Here is a 17,276-nt window from a genome sequence, read left to right as displayed (position 1 = left end):
ACGCCATGCCCTCGCGCAGGCGCGCCTGAGGGGCCGCCGTTGTAGACCAGAGAGACGACGGGCCGTGAGGGCATCTGGCTGGCTGGTTCTCCCGCATGTCCGGTGTTTTCCGGTCGGCTCAACGCCAGCCTGAGCTCGCCACATCCGGCTGGAGCCGTCAGCGCATTCGCCGCGAGAGTGTTCTACCGGCCGCCACGATTTTCGGTGTGGCGGCGGTTGCACTCAGCTTCAACTACTGGAATGCCACCAGGCTGCAGCGCCAGGAGGTGCGCGAAAGCCTGCGCCATCTGGTGAGCATCGCTGCGGCCGAGATGGATCCAGCCCTGGTGGCTGCGATCACCAGTCCCGAGCAGACGGGCAACGCCGATTACCGCCGCGCCAGTGCTCCGCTGCTGAAGCTGCGCCGGCTGGTGCCCGAGATCTTCTACGCCTATGTGTTGGTCAACTCGCCGGAAGGCCTGCGCTTCACGCTTGACACTACCTATTACATCAAGAATCCGAGGGACTTCGTCAGCCCTCTCACCGTTGGTGAGCTCTACCTCGACCCCTCGGCAGATGCGCTGCAGGCGGCCCGAACCGGCTTGATCCAGATCAGCGCCAGGCCCTACACGGATCAATTCGGCACCTTCATGAGCGGCTATGCCCCCATCCGCAGGAGTGATGGGGAGCAGGTGGGCCTGGTGGGCATCGATTTCTCGCTGGCGCAACTGCAGCGCAAGGAACTTCCGCTGCAGCTCACCTTCGGGCTTGGTCTGCTGGGCAGCGCTGGCTTTTCGCTGCTGGCGGCCGGCTTCCATCGCCGTTCCCTCAAGGCCCGTGCCCGAGCGTTTGAAGCCATGGCTTCCGCCGATCGGGCCAAGCGCACCTTTCTCGCCACCCTCAGCCACGAGATCCGCACCCCGCTCAATGGCGTCATCGGCATGACGGGCCTTGTGCTGGACACGGACCTGTCCAGCCAGCAGCGGGAGTGCCTGGAGGTTGTGAGCAGCTCGGGCGAATCCCTGCTCGCCCTGCTCAATCAGGCACTCGACTTTGCCCTGATCGAAGCGGGAGATCTGGTGGTCGAGCTGGCGCCGTGCGCACTGCCTGCGCTGATGGAGGAGGTGATCGCCACCTGCCTGAGCCTGGCCAGAGCCAAGGCGATCGACCTGTCGTTGGTGGTGGGCGCAGAAGTGCCGCCGCTGATCCGCACCGACGGCCAGCGCCTGCGCCAGATCCTGCTCAACCTGATCGGCAATGCGATCAAGTTCACCGACGCCGGCCGTGTGGTGGTCTCGGTTCAGGCGGCTGAGGGCACCACGGAGGTCACTGCGGAGGCCAGGGCAAAGGGCACCGCCCCCAAAGGAGAGCAACCGGCAACCGCCTTGACCTTCTCCATCGTGGACACCGGCGTCGGCATGGCCGCCGATCAGATCGAGCTCCTGTTCCGGCCGTTTTCCCAGCTCACCACCTCCACCCACACGCCCCATGCCGGCACCGGTCTGGGCCTGGCCATCAGCCGGCAGCTGGTGGAGGCCCTTGGCGGCACGATCCAGGTGGAGAGCCACCCCGGCCAGGGCACCGCCGTGAGCTTCAGCCTGCCGGTGGAAACGGTGGCCTCAACGCCAGCTCCGGAGGCGGAGGTTGCTGGGTTTGCTCTGGAAGCGGCGGCCTCCGCGTCTGCGCTGGAACCCCTGGCCGCTGGGTCTGCCCAGGAAGCTGTGGCCTCTGCAACCGCCCTGGAACCCCCGGCCGCCACACCTCCGTCAGGTCCCTCGTCTTCGCCGCCGGCCCAGCCGGAGGGCAGCAGCTTCGCGGCCTGCCATCCCCTGCGCATCCTGCTGGCCGACGACAGCGCCGTGAACCGGCGGCTCTGTGAGCTGATGCTGCGGCGCCTGGGCTATGAACCCGAGTCCGCCGTCGATGGCCAGGAGGCGCTCGAACGTCAGCGCCAGTTCGACCCGGACCTGATCCTGATGGATGTGCAGATGCCGCGGCTGGATGGCCTGGAGGCCACCCGCCGCATCCGCTCCGCCACCGGTGGCGCGGAGCGGCCCTGGATCGTTGCCGTCACCGCCTTCACCACCGTGGAAGATCGGGCGGCGGCCCTGCAGGCCGGCATGAACGAAGTGCTCGGCAAGCCGCTCAAGAGCGAACCGCTCACGGCCAGCCTGGTGCGCGTCCACGCCCGCTGCCGCGCCCATCCGCCATAGGCGTGCAGCCAGGCCCCGGCCTCAGGGGGTGAGCTCCACGGCCTCTGGGGGAGTGGCCAGCACCAGGCGCAGCAGCACCGGCGCCAGGAAGGTGGTGCCCATCACCATCAGCAGGATCGCCGCCTCCAGCGACGGACCCAGCACTCCGGTCTGGGTGCCGAGGCCGAGGAAGATCAGGCCCACTTCGCCGCGCGGCATCATGCCCAGCCCCACCGCCAGCCGGTTGGTGGGCTCCTTGCTGAGGTAGCTCCAGCCCGCCGCCACCTTGCTCACCACCGCCGCCACCAGCAGGAAGCCGGCCATCACCAGCCCCTCATGGTTAGCCGCATCGAAGGGGTTGAGCACGGCCAGATCGAGGCCGCTGCCGATCAGCACGAAGAACACGGTGGCGAACAGCGCCACCAGGGGCTTCACCGCCTCCTCGATCGCATGCCGGTGGCGGGAGGAACTCAGGATCAGCCCGCCGGCGAAGGCGCCGAGGGCGGCCTCCAGCCCGAAGGCCTGGGCCGCGAAACAGGCCAACGAAAGCACCAGGAAGGCCGCCACCACCACTTCACCCGGGGCGCGCAGGCGGTCGAGCAGCCAGTCGAAGGCGGGCGCGGCGGTGCGGCTCAGCAGCAGGGCCACCGCCACGAACACCGCAGCTGCTGCCACCAGCTTGAGCACCGGCGCCAGGGCGAAGCCTTCGCCGCCGGCCAGCGCCACCACCACCGCCAGGATCACGATGCCGAGGATGTCATCGAGCACGGCCGCGCCGATCACGGTCTGGCCGTCGCGGGTGCGCAGAAACTTCAGCTCGCCCAGCACGCTGGCGGTGATGCCGATGCTGGTGGCGGTCATGGCGGCGCCGGCGAAGATCGCCGGCAGCAGGGGCACCCCGAACAGGGCATGGAGCCCGAAGGTGCCCAGCACAAAAGGCAGCACCACCCCGGTGAGCGCCACGGTGATGGCTTGCACCCCCACGGCCATCAGCTCCTCCAGCTCGCTCTCGAGGCCGGTGAGGAACAGCAGGGCGAACAGGCCGATCTTGCCCACCGACTGCAGGTTGCTGAAGCTGTGGTCGTAGATCTCCTGCACCTGGACCGGCTCCACGTGGGCCAGCGAGGCGATCGCCCCCTGGGCGGTGCCGTTGAGCGCACTGGCCAGCTCCGGCGCCAGGATCAGATGCAACCCCGACACGCCGATCAGCACCCCGGCCACCAGCTCACCGAGGATGGCCGGCAGGCCGAACCGCACCATCAGCTCGGCCAGAGCGCGGGCGGCGAACAGGATCACGATGAAGCGACCCGCCTGGATGAGCGTTTCGGCCGCTTCGATCTGATGCCCCCCGGTGGCGAGCAACAGGGCTGGAAGGTCCATGGCAGGCGCTCCGCGGTGTGGCGGGCATCCTTTCATCTCTGCTGAGTGATCGGGCTCGCCATGGGCAGACCGCGATCGTGGGCCTCAGGCCGGTTCACCGGTGGCTGGCTGGCCGGCACCCCCACCAGCGCGCCTTGCGGTACCCCGTCACACTGAATCCCCAGCAGGCCGGCAGGTTCCAGCGATGGGAAGGTCCACCAGGCCATTGCGGCGGCGGCATCGCCACAGCCCGACCCACTCCAGCGAGGTTCCGCCAGTCCGCGCGTCCACGATCTCCCCGGGGGTGGCGATCGCCATTGCCGTGGTGCTGTTCACCCTGCCGCTGCTGCTCACCAACGTGCAGCAGTCGGGCGACCCGCTCAAGGTGCGGCGAGAGCTGCGCAAGTTCTGAGCGGATCCGCCAGCGCTCGCTCGGGGCAAGTGGTCCCTGCGGCGATCTGGCTCCGCCTCAGGGCAGGGTGAAGCCCGAGGTGTTCAGGTGCTTGAGATCCAGCAGCACCACCGCGAACCACCCCAGCAGGGCCAGGCCACCGATAACCGCGAGCACCACCAGCAGGCTGGCCAGCACCGATTTGGAAGAGCCGCTGTCGTTCGGCACGCGCTGGATCGAAGGGCCCTTCACTGTCCCACAGGCCGTCAGCGCCAGCAGCTCACCCCAAAGCCGCTTACTCCACAGCCGCTCACCAGGGCAGCAGCTCGCCGTTGGCGTGCCAGAAGCTGCCGGAGGTGGCGAGGTTGAGCGCATCGATGCGGGCCAGCAGCCCCTGCACCGACTGCTCGACGCTGATGCCCTGCGCCGTGAAGCCCGTCATGCGCGTGCGCACCAGGCCGGGATGAAGGATGGCCACGGCGATGCCGCGTGGCGCCAGGTCAATCGCCAGCGACTTGCCCGCCATGCAGAGCGCCACCTTCGACATCCGGTAGCCGTAGGAACCGCCGGAGCTGTTGTCGGCGATCGAGCCCATGCGGCTGGTCATCAGGATCACCTTGGCGCCGGCGGGCAGCTGGGGCAGAAGGGCGCGGGTGAGACGCAGCGGTGCCACCGCATTCACCTCGAACTGACGGCGCAGGCTGATCGGATCGAGATCCTCCAGGCTCGTGCGCTCCAGGATGCCGGCGTTGTGGATCAGTCCATCGATCGCCAGCCCGTCGAGCCGTTGCAGCAAGCCGGCCACGGCGGCATCGGAGGTGATGTCCACGTCCTGCTCGATCCGCACCCCTAGGGCCGCGAGCTCGGCCGAAGCTGTGCGGCAGGCGGCGATCACCGTGTCACCGCGGGCCTTCAGCTGGCGGCAGTATTCGGTGCCGATGCCGCGGTTGGCACCGGTGACGAGGAAGGTGGCCATGGGCGCGTCGAGCGGCACCGCGGGCTCTGGAGACTATCGGCTACAAGAGCGCTGGTGGTACCCGCCGCACCGGCGTCCCCTGCGCCCCGTTGCGATGTTGAACAGATGAGCTTGAACACGTTCGATCCCGTCGATGTGGTGGTGGTGGGCGGTGGCCTGTCGGGGCTGGTGGCGGCTCGGGAACTGCAGGCGGCCGGCCGCTCCGTTCATCTGATCGAGGCCGCAGCGGAACTGGGTGGCCGCATGACCGGCCAACGGGTGGACCTCTCCGGCCCGGGTTCCGCAGTGGCGGCGCCGGCCTCCAGCCCCTGGATCGATCTGGGCGGCCAGTGGGTCGGGCCCACCCAGACCCGCTTCCTGGCGCTTCTGGAGCGCCACGGCATCCGCCGCTTCGAGTCCCCCCACGACGGTGAGACGGTGCTGGTGTTCGGCAGCACGCGCTGCACCTTCGCCGGCTTCTTCCAGGGGTTCCCGGAAGGCCAGCCGCCAGCCGTGCCCAGCGCCGACTGGGACGACGCCATGGCGGCACTGGAGCGCTTCCAGGCGCTGGTGGAGGAGCTTCCCGAAGGCCACCCGCACCACCATCCGGCCGCCGCCGAGCTCGATCAGCTCAGCTTCCAGGAGTGGATCGACGCCAATACCCATACCCCCTTCGCCGCCTGGTATTTCGCCTACTTCTGCCGGGCCGTGGGCTTCCTTGGTCCGGCGGAACCGGAGCAGGTGTCGCTGCTGCACGTGCTCTGGGGCCAGCGCACCGCCGCCCAGGGCGAGCACCCGGAGGAAGAGCTGCTGCATGGCGGAGCCGGTCAGCTGCCAGCGCTGCTGGCGGCGGACTTAGGGGAAGGCATTGTGCGGCTGGGGGAACCGGTGCGGGCCGTGAGCCAGCTGGAGCCAGGCGGCCCTGTGCAGGCGGCGAGCGGAGTCCCGGATCAAGCCGATGCGGCAGGCAGCGGCCCCACGGCCGCCCACCCCGTCGTGGTCCACACCGACAAGGCGGTGTATCCCTGCCGTGCGGCGATCGTGGCGATGCCACCGGCCCAGGCCGCCCAGCTGCGCTTCAGCCCGGAGCTGCCCGCTGATCGGCTGGAGCTGCAGCAGCGCATGGAGATGGGCGCCTGCGCCAAGGTGTTGGTGGTGTACCGCACGCCGTGGTGGCGCCAGCAGGGGCTGTCGGGCATCGCGATCGGTGATCGCCCCTGGGTGGAGCTCTGCGCCGACAGCTCCGACCCTGAAAGCGGCACCGGCGTGCTGGCGGCCTTCGTGGTGGGTCACCGCTATGCGCGCTGGGCACCGCTGGATGCTGAGGCGCGAAGGCAGGCGGTGCTGGGCGATCTGGCCACCTATCTCGGCCCACAGGCGCTCGAACCCGTGGCCTATGTGGAAAAAGACTGGCCTGCCGTGCCCTTTGTGGGCGGTGCCTACGCCGCCTGGATGCCTCCGGGGCTCTGGAGCCGTTGCGGCGATGCCATGCGCCGGCCCCACGGAGCGGTGTTCTGGGCCGGCACCGAAGTGGCCGAGCGTTGGCCCGGCTTCTTCGACGGAGCCGTGCGCAGCGGCGAGGAAGCGGCGGCGGCAGTGCTGGCGCAGCTGGACTGAGCGCGGAGCCGGCGGAGCGGCGGTGCGTGGGGCCGGCTCAACAGAGGTGCGTGGCGGGCCGGTTGAGCCCACGCCCGTGCTGGTTTTCCCCCATCCGCGTGGGCGACTTCCGCCCTCCTGAGGCAAGGATTGCAGCTCGCAGGGGCGGCGGATTCAGCCACCTCCTCACGACTAATCCGTTCTCAAGGGGACGCGACCCCATCACCGGGAGCGGTCACGATCTCCAGCACGTCTGCGAGCTCGGTCAGGCTGCTGACAGGCACATCGATCCAGCTCTCGGGGGTCAGGTCGGTGTCAACACCGGGACCGAATTCAAGCGGGCGGGCAATGAAGGCTGTGCGCATGCCGAAGGCACGTGCTGCTTTGAGGTCGTATTTGTGGCAAGCCACCATGAGGATCTGACCGGGCCTGTAGCCGAGAGAATCGACCGCCAGCTGATAAACAGCGGCAGCGGGCTTGTAGGCCTGCACCAGTTCTGCTGTCAGCACGGCATCGAAAGGAAGCCCTGCCCGCTTCACGATCGACACCATCGTGGCCATGCCCGCATTCGACAACGTGGAGGTGACGTAGCTCTGACGAAGGCGGCGTAATCCTTCAACCGAGTCCGGCCAGGGTTCCAACCTCGACCAGATCCCATTGAGTTGATCGCGCTCCGCAGCGGAAAAGTGGCTGGCAAGGCCGCGATCCTCCAACAGCACATCGAGTGTTTCGCGGTAGATCTCCACGACCGGAAGCCAGGGCCGATGCCCGCAGATCACGGCATCGAGCACATCTCGGTAGAGCGCGCGCCATCCCGACGACATCACTGCCCAGTCGATCGAGAGTGACTTCGCCTGGTTGATGCTGTCTCCCAGGCGAAGCAGCGGGCGGTAGAAATCAACGCAGGTGCCCTGCACATCAAAGGTGATCGCCTAGACCGCGCGCAATGCGGTGCAGCATTCATCAGAAAGTGCTGCGGCTACTGCTGAAGCCACCATCCGATCCCTCGTTCCAACCATTGTGGGCCTCACGACATTCCGGTCGGCCGCCGTCAGATCGGCCTTGTGATCGGGCACGCTGGGAGCGCCAGGGGGCCCGTCAGCAATCCCTGCAGCTGCCTGCAGCGGTCTCAATCAGCACGGCTCAGCGCCAATGGCCGCACCTCGCCACTCAGCTGTGTGAATTCTGGCTCCGACCTGCTGCTGCCACCAGCTCCCGCCGCCGCAACTCCCGCCAAAATGCGTGGCTGAGCGCCTGTTCCCTGTGCCGCTGCCAGCGGCGCGCCATGCCCACAGCCTTGACTGCCAGCATTCCTGCCCATATCAGGGCGGCAATGGTGTGGGGCGTGGGGTGATGCATCACTCACCACTCTGGAGGCTGCCGGAGCGCAAGGCCGCGCAGCCATCACAAGGTGTTCATGACTTCCACACCTGATGGCCACCTCGCCCCCAGTCGGCACAGTGCGTTCAGGCCCAGACCAAGCCCCCTCTGCCTGGCCTTACCTTGCAGCGATGGCCAGTTCTGCCACTCCCGTCCCTTACTTCGAGGTCCAGGCGGTGGAGGCCTGGCTTGGTCCGCGCAAGGTGTTCGAGAACCTCAGCGTGCAGTTCCATCGCGGCGAGCATGCCGTGGTGATGGGGCCCAACGGCTCCGGTAAGAGCTCCCTGATCAAGCTGCTCAGCCGTGAGCTCTATCCGGTGGTGAAGCCGGGCTCGCGGCTGCGGCTGTTCGGCAGCGAAACGGTGAACCTGTGGCAGCTGCGTCGTCGCATCGGCCTGGTGTCGCAAGACCTGCAGGCCGGCTACGTGGGCCGGGTGCCTGCCGCTGATGTGGTGCTCTCCGGTTTCTTCGGTTCGGTTGGCATCGGCCGCAGCCAGGTGGCCAACGCCGCCCAGTGCGAGCGCGTGCGCACGCTGATGGAGCAGCTGGGGCTGGCAGATCTGGAGGAGCGTCCCTACGCCCAGCTCTCCGATGGCCAGCGCCGCCGGCTGCTGCTGGCCCGCGCGCTGGTGCATGAACCGGAGGTGCTGGTGCTCGATGAGCCCACCAACGGCCTCGATCTCCAGGCCCGCCACCAGTTGCTGGAGATCCTGCGTGGCCTGGCCCGGGCCGGCACCACCCTGCTGCTCGTCACCCACCAGATCGACGCGATCATTCCGGAGATCAGCCGCTGCGTGCTGCTTCGCCAGGGGACGGTGGTGGGCGATGGCCCAGCCGCCACGCTGCTGCAGGATGCTCCGCTCAGCGCCCTGTTCGACACGCCGCTGCGGGTGGTGAGCGCCAACGGCTACCGCCAGGTGCTGCCAGGCAGCTGAGCTGTCGGGCTCACCCGTAACCTGACCCCCTGAGCCGTCGTCTTTGCCCATGCATCCGTTGCCGCTGCACCTCGAACCCGGCAGCGATCTGCGTGCCAGCCTCGAGCAGCTGGCCGTGGAGCAGAACGCCGCCGGCTTCGTGCTGGGGGTGGTTGGCAACCTCTCGCGTGTGGCCTTTCAGTGTCCGGGCCGCTCGCAACCGTCGGTGCTGGAAGGCGATCTGGAGATCATCACCCTGCAGGGCACGCTCTCGCCCCAGGGAGTGCACCTGCACCTGAGCCTGTCCGATTCCGATTGCCAGGTGTGGGGCGGCCACCTGGAGCACGGCACGGTGGTGCTCAAAGGCGCTGATCTGCTGGTGGGCTTCCTGGCCGGCGCGCCGGAGCCGGAGCCAGCCGCCGCCGCCCATGCCATCGCCGTGGCCGAGGCAATGTCCCGAGCGGCCGCCCCGGCGCCAGCGGCCATGGCTGCCCCTGCGCCAGCCCCATACGCAGCGGAGGTGCCCCCAGCCGCCGCGCCGCCTGCATCAGATCCCCACCTACAGGGCGACTCCCGGGTGGAGATCGCCGTTCTGCCCGGCTGCCCCTATTCCGCCCGCGCCCAGCGCATGCTGCGCACGCTCGGCATCGCCCACCGGGTCCACATCGTCACCAGCGACGACCAGCGCCAGGCCCTGCTGGAGCACACCGGCATCAACACTCTTCCGCTCGTGTTCATCGATGGGGCCTGCATCGGCGGCTACGACGCCCTCGCCGACCTGCACCTGCGCGGCGAACTGGACGCCCTGCGCTGATACGTCTCAGATGGCCTGCGCCGCCAGCTCGGTCGCCAGCGCAGGGGCAATAGCCGCCAGCTGCCTGATCGCAGCTCCCTCAATGCCTGGAGCCGCTCGGCACCACCTGCATGCCGATCGGCGCCAGGGCGATCAGAGCCAGCTTGATGTGCTGGATGCCGAAGGGAATGCCGATGATCGTCACGAAGCAGGCCAGCGCTGAGCTGAGGTGGCCGAGAGCCAGCCACCAGCCCGCCAGCACGAACCACACGATGTTGCCCACCAGGCCCAGCGGGCCGGTGCCGAAATCCGTGCGACCGGTGAGCTCGCGGCGGCTCACGGCCTCCTGGCCGAACGGCCAGAAGGAGAAGTTGCCGATCACGAAGCAGGCGCGCGCCCAGGGCAGCCCCACGATCGTGATCGCCGCCACCAGGCCGGCCAGCCACCAGCCGACCCCCATCAGGAAGCCCCCCAGCACGAACCAGAGGATGTTGAGCAGTGTGCGGATCATGCCTCCACCCTGCCGCAACTTCTCCCCGCTGTCCCGTCGCCGCCAACGGCACGGGTCCGATGCAGCAACGAGCACAGCCATGGCCCTGCAGCCCCGCTACAAGAAACTTGACATCTCTTTGGAGCGGCCGGATCCATGGCGCCGGAACGCTTCTTCCTCGAACTCGATCCCCCTGCCGCCCGACTCGCCGGGGTCCCCCATGTGGTGGTGGTGGGTGGTGGCTTTGCCGGTCTGAGGGTGTGCCAGGCGCTGGCCAACCGGCCGGTGCGGGTCACCCTGATCGACAAGCGCAATTTCAACCTGTTCCAGCCGCTGCTCTATCAGGTGGCTTCGGGCCTGGTGTCGGCGGCGGATGTGGCGTCACCGCTGCGCCAAATGGTGGGCCAGGCGCCCAACGTGCAGGTGCTGCTGGGGGAGGTCACCGATGTGGACCTCGACGCCCGCACGCTGCTGTTCAACGGCCATCACTACGCCTACGACCAGTTGGTGCTGGCCTGCGGCTCAGGTTCCGCCTACTTCGGCCATGAGGAGTGGCGGCCGCTGGCGCCGCCGATGAAGATCCTTGAGCACGCCCAGGAGATCCGCCGGCGCCTGCTGATGGCCCTGGAGGAGGCGGAGCAGACCCCCGATCCCCAGCGCCGCCGCTTCCTGCAGACCGCCGTGGTGGTGGGGGCCGGCCCGGCCGGCTGTGAGCTGGCCGGCTCCTTGATCGAGCTGATGCATTCCGCCATCCGCCGCGATTTCAAGCAGTTGCGACCCGAGGCCTGCCGCGTGCTGCTGGTGGATGCGGTCGACCGGGTGCTGCCGGTGATGCATCCGAGCCTGTCAGCCGCGGCAGCCGGCTATCTGCGCCGCCAGGGCGTGGAGCTGCGGCTGAACACGATGGTGGCGGCGATCGAGCCGGGCAAGGTACGGCTCAAAGGAGAAGAGGGCAACGAACCGCTGGAGGCGGCCACGATCTGCTGGACCGCCGGTGTACGCGCCTCCCGCCTCGGTGCCCTGCTGGCCGAGAAGAGCGGCTGCAGTGTGGACCGGGGCGGGCGGGTGCAGGTGGAGCCTGATTTCAGCCTGCCCGGCCACCCGGAGGTGCGGGTGATTGGTGATCTCTGCCATTACAGCCACACCAGCGACGGCGCCCCCCTGCCTGGCATGGCCGGTCCGGCGGTGCAGATGGGCGCCTGGGTGGCGAAGGACATCCTCAACCAGCTGGCGGGCCAGGCCAGCGCCCCGTTCCGCTGGATGGATCTGGGCAGCATGGCCGTGATCGGGCCGATGTATGCAGTGGCGGACCTGCGCGGCGTGCGGGTCACGGGCTTTCCGGGCTGGCTGCTGTGGGGGCTGGCCCACCTGGCTTTCATCCCCGACACCGAAAACCGCCTCACCCTGCTGAGCCGCTGGCTGTGGCAGATCGCCACCCGCCAGCGGCGCGCGCTGCTGATCACCGGCCGCCCCGATCAGCACATCGGCGTCGATGTGGGGCTGGCCCGCGCCCAGGGCCTGGCACTGGCGAGCGGACCGGACGCCGGCCAGGAAGCGGCGGCGGCATGACACCACCAGGGCCATCACAATCCGTGTGATGAGCAGCGCCATCCTCGACGTCGATCTGCTGGCCTTTGAACAGGGCAGCCGTGCCGCCCGAGCAGCGGTGGTGGAGGGAGTGCGGTGCAGCCTGGCCACCGGCTTTGTCTATGCCCGCGCCGATCTCTCCGCCGATCTGCTCGATGCCGCCTACGGCCTGCTGGGCCGCTTCTTCGCGCTCGAGCCGGCGGTCAAGCAGCGCTTCGTGGCCAGCGGCGCCAGCGGCCAGACGGGCTACACGGGGCTGCTGGTGGAAACCGCCGCCGGCCACAGCCATGCCGATTGGAAGGAGATGCTCAACTGGGCGGCACCGCTGCCGCTGGCGCACCCGTTGCGGCGTCGCTTTCCGCTGCACTATCCGGAGCCGTTGCTGCCCGAAGCGGTGGTGCCGGGGCTGAGCGTGGTGCTGCAGGAGTTCCATGCGGCAATTGCGGAGCTGCAACGCCGCTTCCTGCGGGTGATCGCCGTGGGTCTGGGTGCCGCCGAAGGTTTCTTCGATGCCGTGGTCGAAGACGCTCCCACCCTCACCCGCGCCATCCGCTATCCGCCGATGGCCGAAGCGCCTTCAGGCCCCCACCTCTGGGCCGCCCCCCATGCCGACATCAACCTGATCACGGCCCTGCCGCGCGCCACTGCCCCGGGGCTGCAGGTGCTGGTGGAGGGGGAGTGGGTCGAGGCCCTGCCGCCGGATGGCCGGGTGATCATCAACAGCGGCCTGATGCTGGAGCGGCTCAGCAACGGCCACATCCCGGCCGGCTGGCACCGGGTGATCGCCCCCGCCCTGCCGGCCGCTGCCGCCGAAGCCCCAGCAGTGGCTGCCGCAGGCCGCCTGAGCGTGGTGCAGTTCTGCCATGCCCGGCCCAGCACGGTGTTGCAGCCGTTGCCCTGCTGCTGCGGACCCGACACCCCCCAGCGCTACGCCGCGATCAGCGCCGCCGATGCGCTCGAAGACGTGCTCTACCGCATCAACTTGCTCGAGGCAGCACCCGCCCCTGGCGGTCCACCAGCTGACGCGGCAGCGTCTGTGGCGCCACCACCCGCAGCGTGCGCAGGTTGATCGTGGTGCTCAGCGGCCGGCCGCCGCGGCGCGGCAGATCGAGCACAGTGAGCGTCTGAAAGGGAGCGGCGCTGCTCTGCAGCAGGCGGCGTGGACCGCTGCCCAGCGCCCCCAGGGCGATCACATCCAGCTCCCCCAACCGGCCGGGGAAAAACGCATGGTGGTGACCGCTGATGTAGGCCTCCACGTCGTGGCGTTCCATCAGCTGACGCAGGCTGGTGGCATCACGCAGCACGTTGCCGGCGCTGTCGCGCCCCTGGGCCACCGCCTGCAGGGGCAGGTGCCCCACCACCAGCCGCCGCTGCGCCGCACGGGCCGCCGCGGAACCGAGGCTGCGGTCGGCCCAACGCACCTGTTCCGCCGGCACCACCGCCGAAGAGGCGTCCCACACCAGCACGAACAGATCCTGCTGACGGAACGAATAGAAGAACGGAAAGCCACTGCCGTCCACGAACGTCAGACCGAGCGCCTGTTTCTGACGCGTCCAGAACCGTTCTGCCTCGGCCCGATCGCGGGCGAACAGGTAGCCGTCCCCCTGGCGCAGGCTGGAGGCATCGTGGTTGCCCATCGCCGGCGCAAAGGGCAGGCCGGCGCGGCGCAACGGCACCAGCACGGAGCGATCGAAGCCGGCCCACATCGCCTGCAGCTGCGCGCTGCTCAAGCTGGCCTTCTGGCCCGCCACCATGTCGCCGGCGCAGAGCACCAGATCGGCCTGCAGCGCCGGGATCAGGGCCACCCCCCGGTGCACCTGCTCGATGTAGGTGGTGGAGCCGTAGCTGGCGTTCAGATCGCCGATCAGCACCACGCGCAGATCACCGCGGGGCGGCAGGCTCAGCCCGGCCGGCAGGCGGCTGGCTGTATCCGCGGCCACGCCGCGCAGGGCGCCGCAGGCCAGACCAGCCAGCCCCAGGCCGCCCAGGGCCAGGAACTGGCGGCGGTTGAGCGAGGGGGGCATGGCATCAACCGGGAGACGGTGTCGAAAGCATGGGCGAGGCTGAGCCGATCCGCCAGCTGTGCCTAGGCTCCCAGACGCTTGCGCCCCTGGATGCTGCAGCAATTACGGCGGGATGTGGTGGGGGCGGCGCCGCTGGCGGTGGTGCTGGGCGGCGCCATCGGCGCCTTCGTGACGCAGTGGCTGCTGGAGCCGCTGAGCCTCAGCACGCCCTTCGCGCTCGAAACCACCACGCTGGCCAATGTCCAGATCGTGGCGCCGCTGGTGGTCAACCTGATCTGGATCGGGTGCTGCGTGCCGCAGCGGGTGCAGCTCGCCGGCCGGATCCAGCCCTCCGTGGGCCGCCACCTGCTCGGGGCCCGTGTGGCCACGGCGATGCTGGGTTCTCTGCTGCTGCTGCCCTACTTCCTGCTGGCGGTCGTGCTGGCCAGTGTGATGCTCTCTCCCCGGCCGGATCTGAGCGAACAATTGCCGCTCTTCCTGGGCACGCTCACGCCGGAGCGACTGGGGTCCGCCATGGTTCGGACGGCCTTGTTCGCGGCCGCTTCCGCCTGCCTGGCCCATGCCATCGGCAAGCAGAGCCGCCGCCATCCGGAGCGCCTGCCCAACCTGATCAGTCTGGCGATCGTGTGCTGCGCGCTCGGCGTGGTGGCGCTGGAAGCCCTCTGGCTGACAGTCCTCCCCCCCGCGGCCCTGGGCTTGCCATGAGTTCATCCACCCCCCAGCCGGCATCACAGGAGCCACCCCAGACCCCGTTGCCGCCACAGGTGCCACTGCAGCCACAGGTTCAGCCGCCAGCCGAACCGCCGGCGAGCGATACCGCCCCACCCCGCCGGCGGTTCGATGGACCGCTGGAGGGGCTGGCCACAGCGCTGAGCTGGGCCGTGCCCGTGGGGGCGGTGGTGCTGGGCGTGTGGATGGTGGGAGCCGCCGTCCAGCAGCAGAGCTGGCTCACCAGCAGCTTCGGGGTGCGCTTCCGCACCACCGATGCCAGCGGCATCTGGCCGGGGGTGAATGTCACGGTGGCGGGCTACCGGGTGGGGCGGGTGGAACGGGTCACGCTGGCCGGCGATGGCACGGTGGCCGTCGACCTGCGCATCGCCGACCGCTACCGGCGGTTGATCGGCCCTGGCAGCCACGCCGAGCGTTACCAGGAGGGCTTGATCGGTGCCAGCCAGATCGCCCTCACCCCCGACGTCCTCTCCCCTGGAGAAGAAACGCCGCGGCGCGACCTGCTGATTCCTTTCCGTCCGTCGGCCGATCTGGCCCAGCTGCTGGAGGAGATCGGCACCACCCGGATCAAGCTCAATCGCGCCCTCGAAGGCACGGCGAGGATGGCGGAGCGTGATGTGCCCGGGGCCGTGGGCAGCTTCCGCAGCACGTTGCTCGACCTCCAGCGCCTGAGCCGGCGGCTGGAACTGGAGACAGGCCGTACCGCTGCCACCACTCGCCAGACCCTGCAGGTGTACGAGAGCACCGCCCGGCGCATTGACACCACTGGCAGCGCGGCCCGCCAGGCCACCGAGGAAGCCCTGGGCTTGATGCGTGAAGCCCACCCTCCGCTCGTGGACACGCTCGAGGAAGTGCGTCTGCTGACCCGTCGTATCAACCAGTTGCTGGAATCGCTCGGGGTGGGCAGCCCCCAGCCCCGCCGGCCCGCCGGTGCTTCGAGGGTGTTTCCGGAACCGGCATCACCTGAAGCCCCATCACCGGCAGCCATGCCAGCTCCAACACCGGCGGCTGCGCCGGCGATGCCTGGCCGGGGTGCCCCATGAGCTGCCGGGGGCGGGCAGGGCCGCAGCCCCACCCGCTCCCGGCAGCGGCCCGGGGCTGGGGCCTCAGCTCACAGTCACATCGGTGACGCGGCCACCGAGGCGCTGCACCCGTCGCAGGGCTTCGTTCATGCGGGAGTAGGGCACCCGCAGCACGTAGGCGCTGGTGCGCACATAACCGTTGTCGGCGATGCCGGTGGCGGAGATGGTCACCACCCGGGCACCGCTGCCGCTGGTGGAGCGGTCCCCGGCTGACACCCGCAGTGCTTCCGCCCGGTGCTCCTGCGACGGTGCCCGGCGCGCGCTGCCCCAGTCGTCGTCGTTGAACAGGTTGGTGGCGGAGCTCACCTGTGCCTTGAAGGGGCCTTCGGTGGACACGATCACCACCCGGCCCATGGAGCCGCGCACCGGCACGGCCCGGTCCTGGTGCAGTGCCTTGCCGAGGCGGAACTGGGTGCCGGAGGGATCGCCCTTCACTGAGGCCGCAGCGCCACGGGCCAGCTGCATCAGCCAGGAGAACTGCCGGCCTTCATGCCCTGTCGAATAATCCCAGCCGTGCAGGTAGGGAACCGTGTCCTGCCCGAAGCGTTGCTGGTATTCATCGCCATCGATGTAGGAGTCGATTTCGGCATCGAAACCCTCCTCCTGCAGGATTGTGAAGTGGTGAAGCATCTCGGCGCGGTTCTGCGGCGCGCGGCCGAGCAGGTGCTTGTGGTTCAGCTCGATGAAGCGGTAGGGGTTGCAGTTCTCGAAGAAGCGCTCGCGGTACAGCCCGCTCTTCGCCACGGTGCGCACCAGCTCGCGAACACTCAGGAAACCATTGCGAAACAGGGATTCGGCCCCGGTGAGCCGCTCATTGGCCATCACATACTGGTGACCAAGCACCTGCTGATACACCGCCCGGATGATCGTGGTGTTGTCGTCGTCGGAGGCCTGTGACCAACTCTGTTTGTTCCTGTCGTTCTCGAACCTCTCGATTCCCAGCGAGGGCGCCTGAAGCAGTGCCATGGTGAAACGGTCAGCGAAGGGAGAAAGCAACAGATCCGAATCCCTGGACCCGACGCCATTGATGAGAATTCTTCAATCAGAACTCCTGGCTCAGACTTCTTCAGGCAGAAGCTCTGGGTCGGAATCTTTGGTGTCAGAATCCCTGAATCAGCACCTGTTGGCTCGCACAACTTTAAGAGCAGAACAAAAAAAGACGGCCAACTTCTGATCCCGTAAACAAACGAAAGATGCCTTCATCTTCAGCCAAGTGCCCCGCTGGCCTCCCGATCCTCTGTCCACCACCTCTTGGTGGCCCTCTCCTGTTGCCGGCAGTCCAGCTGCGAGGAAGGATCCTGCCAGTCCGCCAGGCCACACCCCAGCCCCAATCTGCCGCACTCCCCCCTTGGTAGCCCCTCCAGCCCCCTTACGCTGAACAGCCTTCGCCCTCCTGTGGATCCGCCCTTGTCCGCCCGTCTCGCCATCGGTCCTGTCGATGTCGACCCCGTCGTGCGCGAATGGGTGGATGCCGAAACCCTGCAGCGCCTGGTGGCTCGCCACCGCCGCGGTGACTGGGGCGATGTGGACGCCCGCGATGCCCGCGACAACACCCTGGCCGCTTATCGCCAGCAGGGGGGGCTGCGCAGCGTGTTCAACCTCGGCCGTGGGCTGCAGGTGTGGGTGATCACCAGTGATCTGGGCAAGGACAGCCTGCACACCACGGTGCTGCTGCCCGAAGACGCCTGACCCTGCAGTGAAACCTCCGCTGCCGCTCTCACCTCCGTGGCGTCAACGCCTGCCACTCCCACGCTGGCGGCCATCTGTTCTGCAGTGCCGATCCCAGCGGCACGCGGCCCCTCAGC

The 17,276-nt window shown here is 68.7% G+C and carries 17 protein-coding genes; 10 read left to right on the top strand and 7 right to left on the bottom strand.

The genetic code is table 11. The features are described 5' to 3' along the window. Window positions 1–95: 95 nt before the first annotated feature. Window positions 96–2,192, top strand: a complete 2,097-nt coding sequence (locus tag ACXMDP_RS12985) for an ATP-binding protein (RefSeq protein WP_259730420.1) — start codon at window positions 96–98, stop codon at window positions 2,190–2,192. 21 nt (window positions 2,193–2,213) lie between these two features. Here the strand turns inward: ACXMDP_RS12985 and ACXMDP_RS12980 are convergent, their stop codons facing one another. Beyond that, the gene (locus ACXMDP_RS12980) at window positions 2,214–3,551 is read right to left on the bottom strand and encodes a cation:proton antiporter (RefSeq protein WP_259730419.1); all 1,338 of its coding nucleotides are present in this window, start codon (window positions 3,549–3,551) and stop codon (window positions 2,214–2,216) included. A 184-nt stretch (window positions 3,552–3,735) separates the two neighbouring features. Between ACXMDP_RS12980 and ACXMDP_RS12975 the strand changes: the two genes are divergently transcribed. Beyond that, window positions 3,736–3,942, top strand: a complete 207-nt coding sequence (locus ACXMDP_RS12975; protein ID WP_255101405.1) for a hypothetical protein — start codon at window positions 3,736–3,738, stop codon at window positions 3,940–3,942. A 57-nt stretch (window positions 3,943–3,999) separates the two neighbouring features. Here the strand turns inward: ACXMDP_RS12975 and ACXMDP_RS12970 are convergent, their stop codons facing one another. Next, the gene (locus ACXMDP_RS12970; RefSeq protein WP_158217491.1) at window positions 4,000–4,149 is read right to left on the bottom strand and encodes a hypothetical protein; all 150 of its coding nucleotides are present in this window, start codon (window positions 4,147–4,149) and stop codon (window positions 4,000–4,002) included. Window positions 4,150–4,231: 82 nt separating this feature from the next. Then, a complete protein-coding gene (locus ACXMDP_RS12965) occupies window positions 4,232–4,897 on the bottom strand; it encodes an SDR family oxidoreductase (protein WP_255140383.1) in 666 nt (221 codons plus the stop codon). A 105-nt stretch (window positions 4,898–5,002) separates the two neighbouring features. Between ACXMDP_RS12965 and ACXMDP_RS12960 the strand changes: the two genes are divergently transcribed. Continuing rightward, on the top strand, window positions 5,003–6,493 hold the full coding sequence (locus tag ACXMDP_RS12960) for a flavin monoamine oxidase family protein (RefSeq protein ID WP_457766936.1): 1,491 nt from the start codon (window positions 5,003–5,005) through the stop codon (window positions 6,491–6,493). Window positions 6,494–6,675: 182 nt separating this feature from the next. Here ACXMDP_RS12960 and ACXMDP_RS12955 read toward each other — a convergent pair whose 3' ends face one another. Beyond that, a complete protein-coding gene (locus ACXMDP_RS12955; protein WP_259730417.1) occupies window positions 6,676–7,389 on the bottom strand; it encodes a haloacid dehalogenase type II in 714 nt (237 codons plus the stop codon). Window positions 7,390–7,983: 594 nt separating this feature from the next. On the opposite strand from ACXMDP_RS12955, the gene ACXMDP_RS12950 reads away from it, so the two are divergent. Continuing rightward, on the top strand, window positions 7,984–8,787 hold the full coding sequence (locus ACXMDP_RS12950; RefSeq protein ID WP_259730416.1) for an ABC transporter ATP-binding protein: 804 nt from the start codon (window positions 7,984–7,986) through the stop codon (window positions 8,785–8,787). Window positions 8,788–8,836: 49 nt separating this feature from the next. Next, entirely contained in the window at window positions 8,837–9,580 is a 744-nt protein-coding gene (locus ACXMDP_RS12945; protein WP_259730415.1) for a PCC domain-containing protein, read from the top strand. Between the two features lie 79 nt (window positions 9,581–9,659). Here ACXMDP_RS12945 and ACXMDP_RS12940 read toward each other — a convergent pair whose 3' ends face one another. Further along, window positions 9,660–10,070, bottom strand: a complete 411-nt coding sequence (locus ACXMDP_RS12940; protein WP_094514698.1) for a YccF domain-containing protein — start codon at window positions 10,068–10,070, stop codon at window positions 9,660–9,662. Window positions 10,071–10,205: 135 nt separating this feature from the next. On the opposite strand from ACXMDP_RS12940, the gene ACXMDP_RS12935 reads away from it, so the two are divergent. Next, window positions 10,206–11,618 (top strand): NAD(P)/FAD-dependent oxidoreductase, encoded by a 1,413-nt coding sequence (locus ACXMDP_RS12935; protein ID WP_259730414.1) that lies wholly within the window; start codon window positions 10,206–10,208, stop codon window positions 11,616–11,618. Window positions 11,619–11,646: 28 nt separating this feature from the next. Continuing rightward, window positions 11,647–12,705 carry an isopenicillin N synthase family dioxygenase gene (locus tag ACXMDP_RS12930; protein ID WP_259730413.1) on the top strand — a complete coding sequence of 353 codons (1,059 nt, stop codon included), beginning with the start codon at window positions 11,647–11,649 and terminating at the stop codon, window positions 12,703–12,705. Here ACXMDP_RS12930 and ACXMDP_RS12925 read toward each other — a convergent pair. After that, entirely contained in the window at window positions 12,614–13,660 is a 1,047-nt protein-coding gene (locus ACXMDP_RS12925) for a metallophosphoesterase family protein (RefSeq protein WP_259730412.1), read from the bottom strand. The two genes, ACXMDP_RS12930 and ACXMDP_RS12925, sit on opposite strands and share 92 nt — an antisense overlap. A 90-nt stretch (window positions 13,661–13,750) precedes the next feature. Between ACXMDP_RS12925 and ACXMDP_RS12920 the strand changes: the two genes are divergently transcribed. Together ACXMDP_RS12920 and ACXMDP_RS12915 are read left to right on the top strand one after the other, a co-directional pair. Next, window positions 13,751–14,365 (top strand): hypothetical protein, encoded by a 615-nt coding sequence (locus ACXMDP_RS12920; protein ID WP_259730411.1) that lies wholly within the window; start codon window positions 13,751–13,753, stop codon window positions 14,363–14,365. After that, window positions 14,362–15,432, top strand: coding sequence for an MlaD family protein (locus ACXMDP_RS12915; protein WP_259730410.1), 1,071 nt, complete (start codon window positions 14,362–14,364; stop codon window positions 15,430–15,432). The genes ACXMDP_RS12920 and ACXMDP_RS12915 overlap by 4 nt, the downstream gene beginning before the upstream one ends. 63 nt (window positions 15,433–15,495) lie before the next feature. Here the strand turns inward: ACXMDP_RS12915 and ACXMDP_RS12910 are convergent, their stop codons facing one another. Further along, on the bottom strand, window positions 15,496–16,437 hold the full coding sequence (locus ACXMDP_RS12910) for a phycobilisome rod-core linker polypeptide (protein WP_259730409.1): 942 nt from the start codon (window positions 16,435–16,437) through the stop codon (window positions 15,496–15,498). 441 nt (window positions 16,438–16,878) lie between these two features. Here ACXMDP_RS12910 and ACXMDP_RS12905 point away from each other — a divergent pair, with 441 nt between their 5' ends. Continuing rightward, window positions 16,879–17,160: a hypothetical protein gene (locus tag ACXMDP_RS12905; protein WP_094514707.1), complete on the top strand. Its 282-nt coding sequence runs from the start codon at window positions 16,879–16,881 to the stop codon at window positions 17,158–17,160. Window positions 17,161–17,276 lie beyond the last annotated feature (116 nt).

The organism is Cyanobium sp. ULC065, assembly GCF_977927515.1.
The sequence above is the reverse complement of the archived record's forward strand: the minus strand, read 5'-3'. Positions and strand labels throughout refer to the sequence as shown.

Excerpts from the sequence above, each read along its gene's own strand:
- ACXMDP_RS12925 (WP_259730412.1), bottom strand. The coding sequence starts at position 13,660 with ATGCCCCCCTCGCTCAACCGCCGCCAGTTCCTGGCCCTGGGCGGCCTG.
- ACXMDP_RS12915 (WP_259730410.1), top strand. The coding sequence starts at position 14,362 with ATGAGTTCATCCACCCCCCAGCCGGCATCACAGGAGCCACCCCAGACC.
- ACXMDP_RS12910 (WP_259730409.1), bottom strand. The coding sequence starts at position 16,437 with ATGGCACTGCTTCAGGCGCCCTCGCTGGGAATCGAGAGGTTCGAGAAC.
- ACXMDP_RS12965 (WP_255140383.1), bottom strand. The coding sequence starts at position 4,897 with ATGGCCACCTTCCTCGTCACCGGTGCCAACCGCGGCATCGGCACCGAA.
- ACXMDP_RS12975 (WP_255101405.1), top strand. The coding sequence starts at position 3,736 with ATGGGAAGGTCCACCAGGCCATTGCGGCGGCGGCATCGCCACAGCCCG.
- ACXMDP_RS12950 (WP_259730416.1), top strand. The coding sequence starts at position 7,984 with ATGGCCAGTTCTGCCACTCCCGTCCCTTACTTCGAGGTCCAGGCGGTG.
- ACXMDP_RS12960 (WP_457766936.1), top strand. The coding sequence starts at position 5,003 with ATGAGCTTGAACACGTTCGATCCCGTCGATGTGGTGGTGGTGGGCGGT.
- ACXMDP_RS12935 (WP_259730414.1), top strand. The coding sequence starts at position 10,206 with ATGGCGCCGGAACGCTTCTTCCTCGAACTCGATCCCCCTGCCGCCCGA.
- ACXMDP_RS12930 (WP_259730413.1), top strand. The coding sequence starts at position 11,647 with ATGAGCAGCGCCATCCTCGACGTCGATCTGCTGGCCTTTGAACAGGGC.
- ACXMDP_RS12940 (WP_094514698.1), bottom strand. The coding sequence starts at position 10,070 with ATGATCCGCACACTGCTCAACATCCTCTGGTTCGTGCTGGGGGGCTTC.
- ACXMDP_RS12985 (WP_259730420.1), top strand. The coding sequence starts at position 96 with ATGTCCGGTGTTTTCCGGTCGGCTCAACGCCAGCCTGAGCTCGCCACA.
- ACXMDP_RS12920 (WP_259730411.1), top strand. The coding sequence starts at position 13,751 with ATGCTGCAGCAATTACGGCGGGATGTGGTGGGGGCGGCGCCGCTGGCG.
- ACXMDP_RS12980 (WP_259730419.1), bottom strand. The coding sequence starts at position 3,551 with ATGGACCTTCCAGCCCTGTTGCTCGCCACCGGGGGGCATCAGATCGAA.
- ACXMDP_RS12945 (WP_259730415.1), top strand. The coding sequence starts at position 8,837 with ATGCATCCGTTGCCGCTGCACCTCGAACCCGGCAGCGATCTGCGTGCC.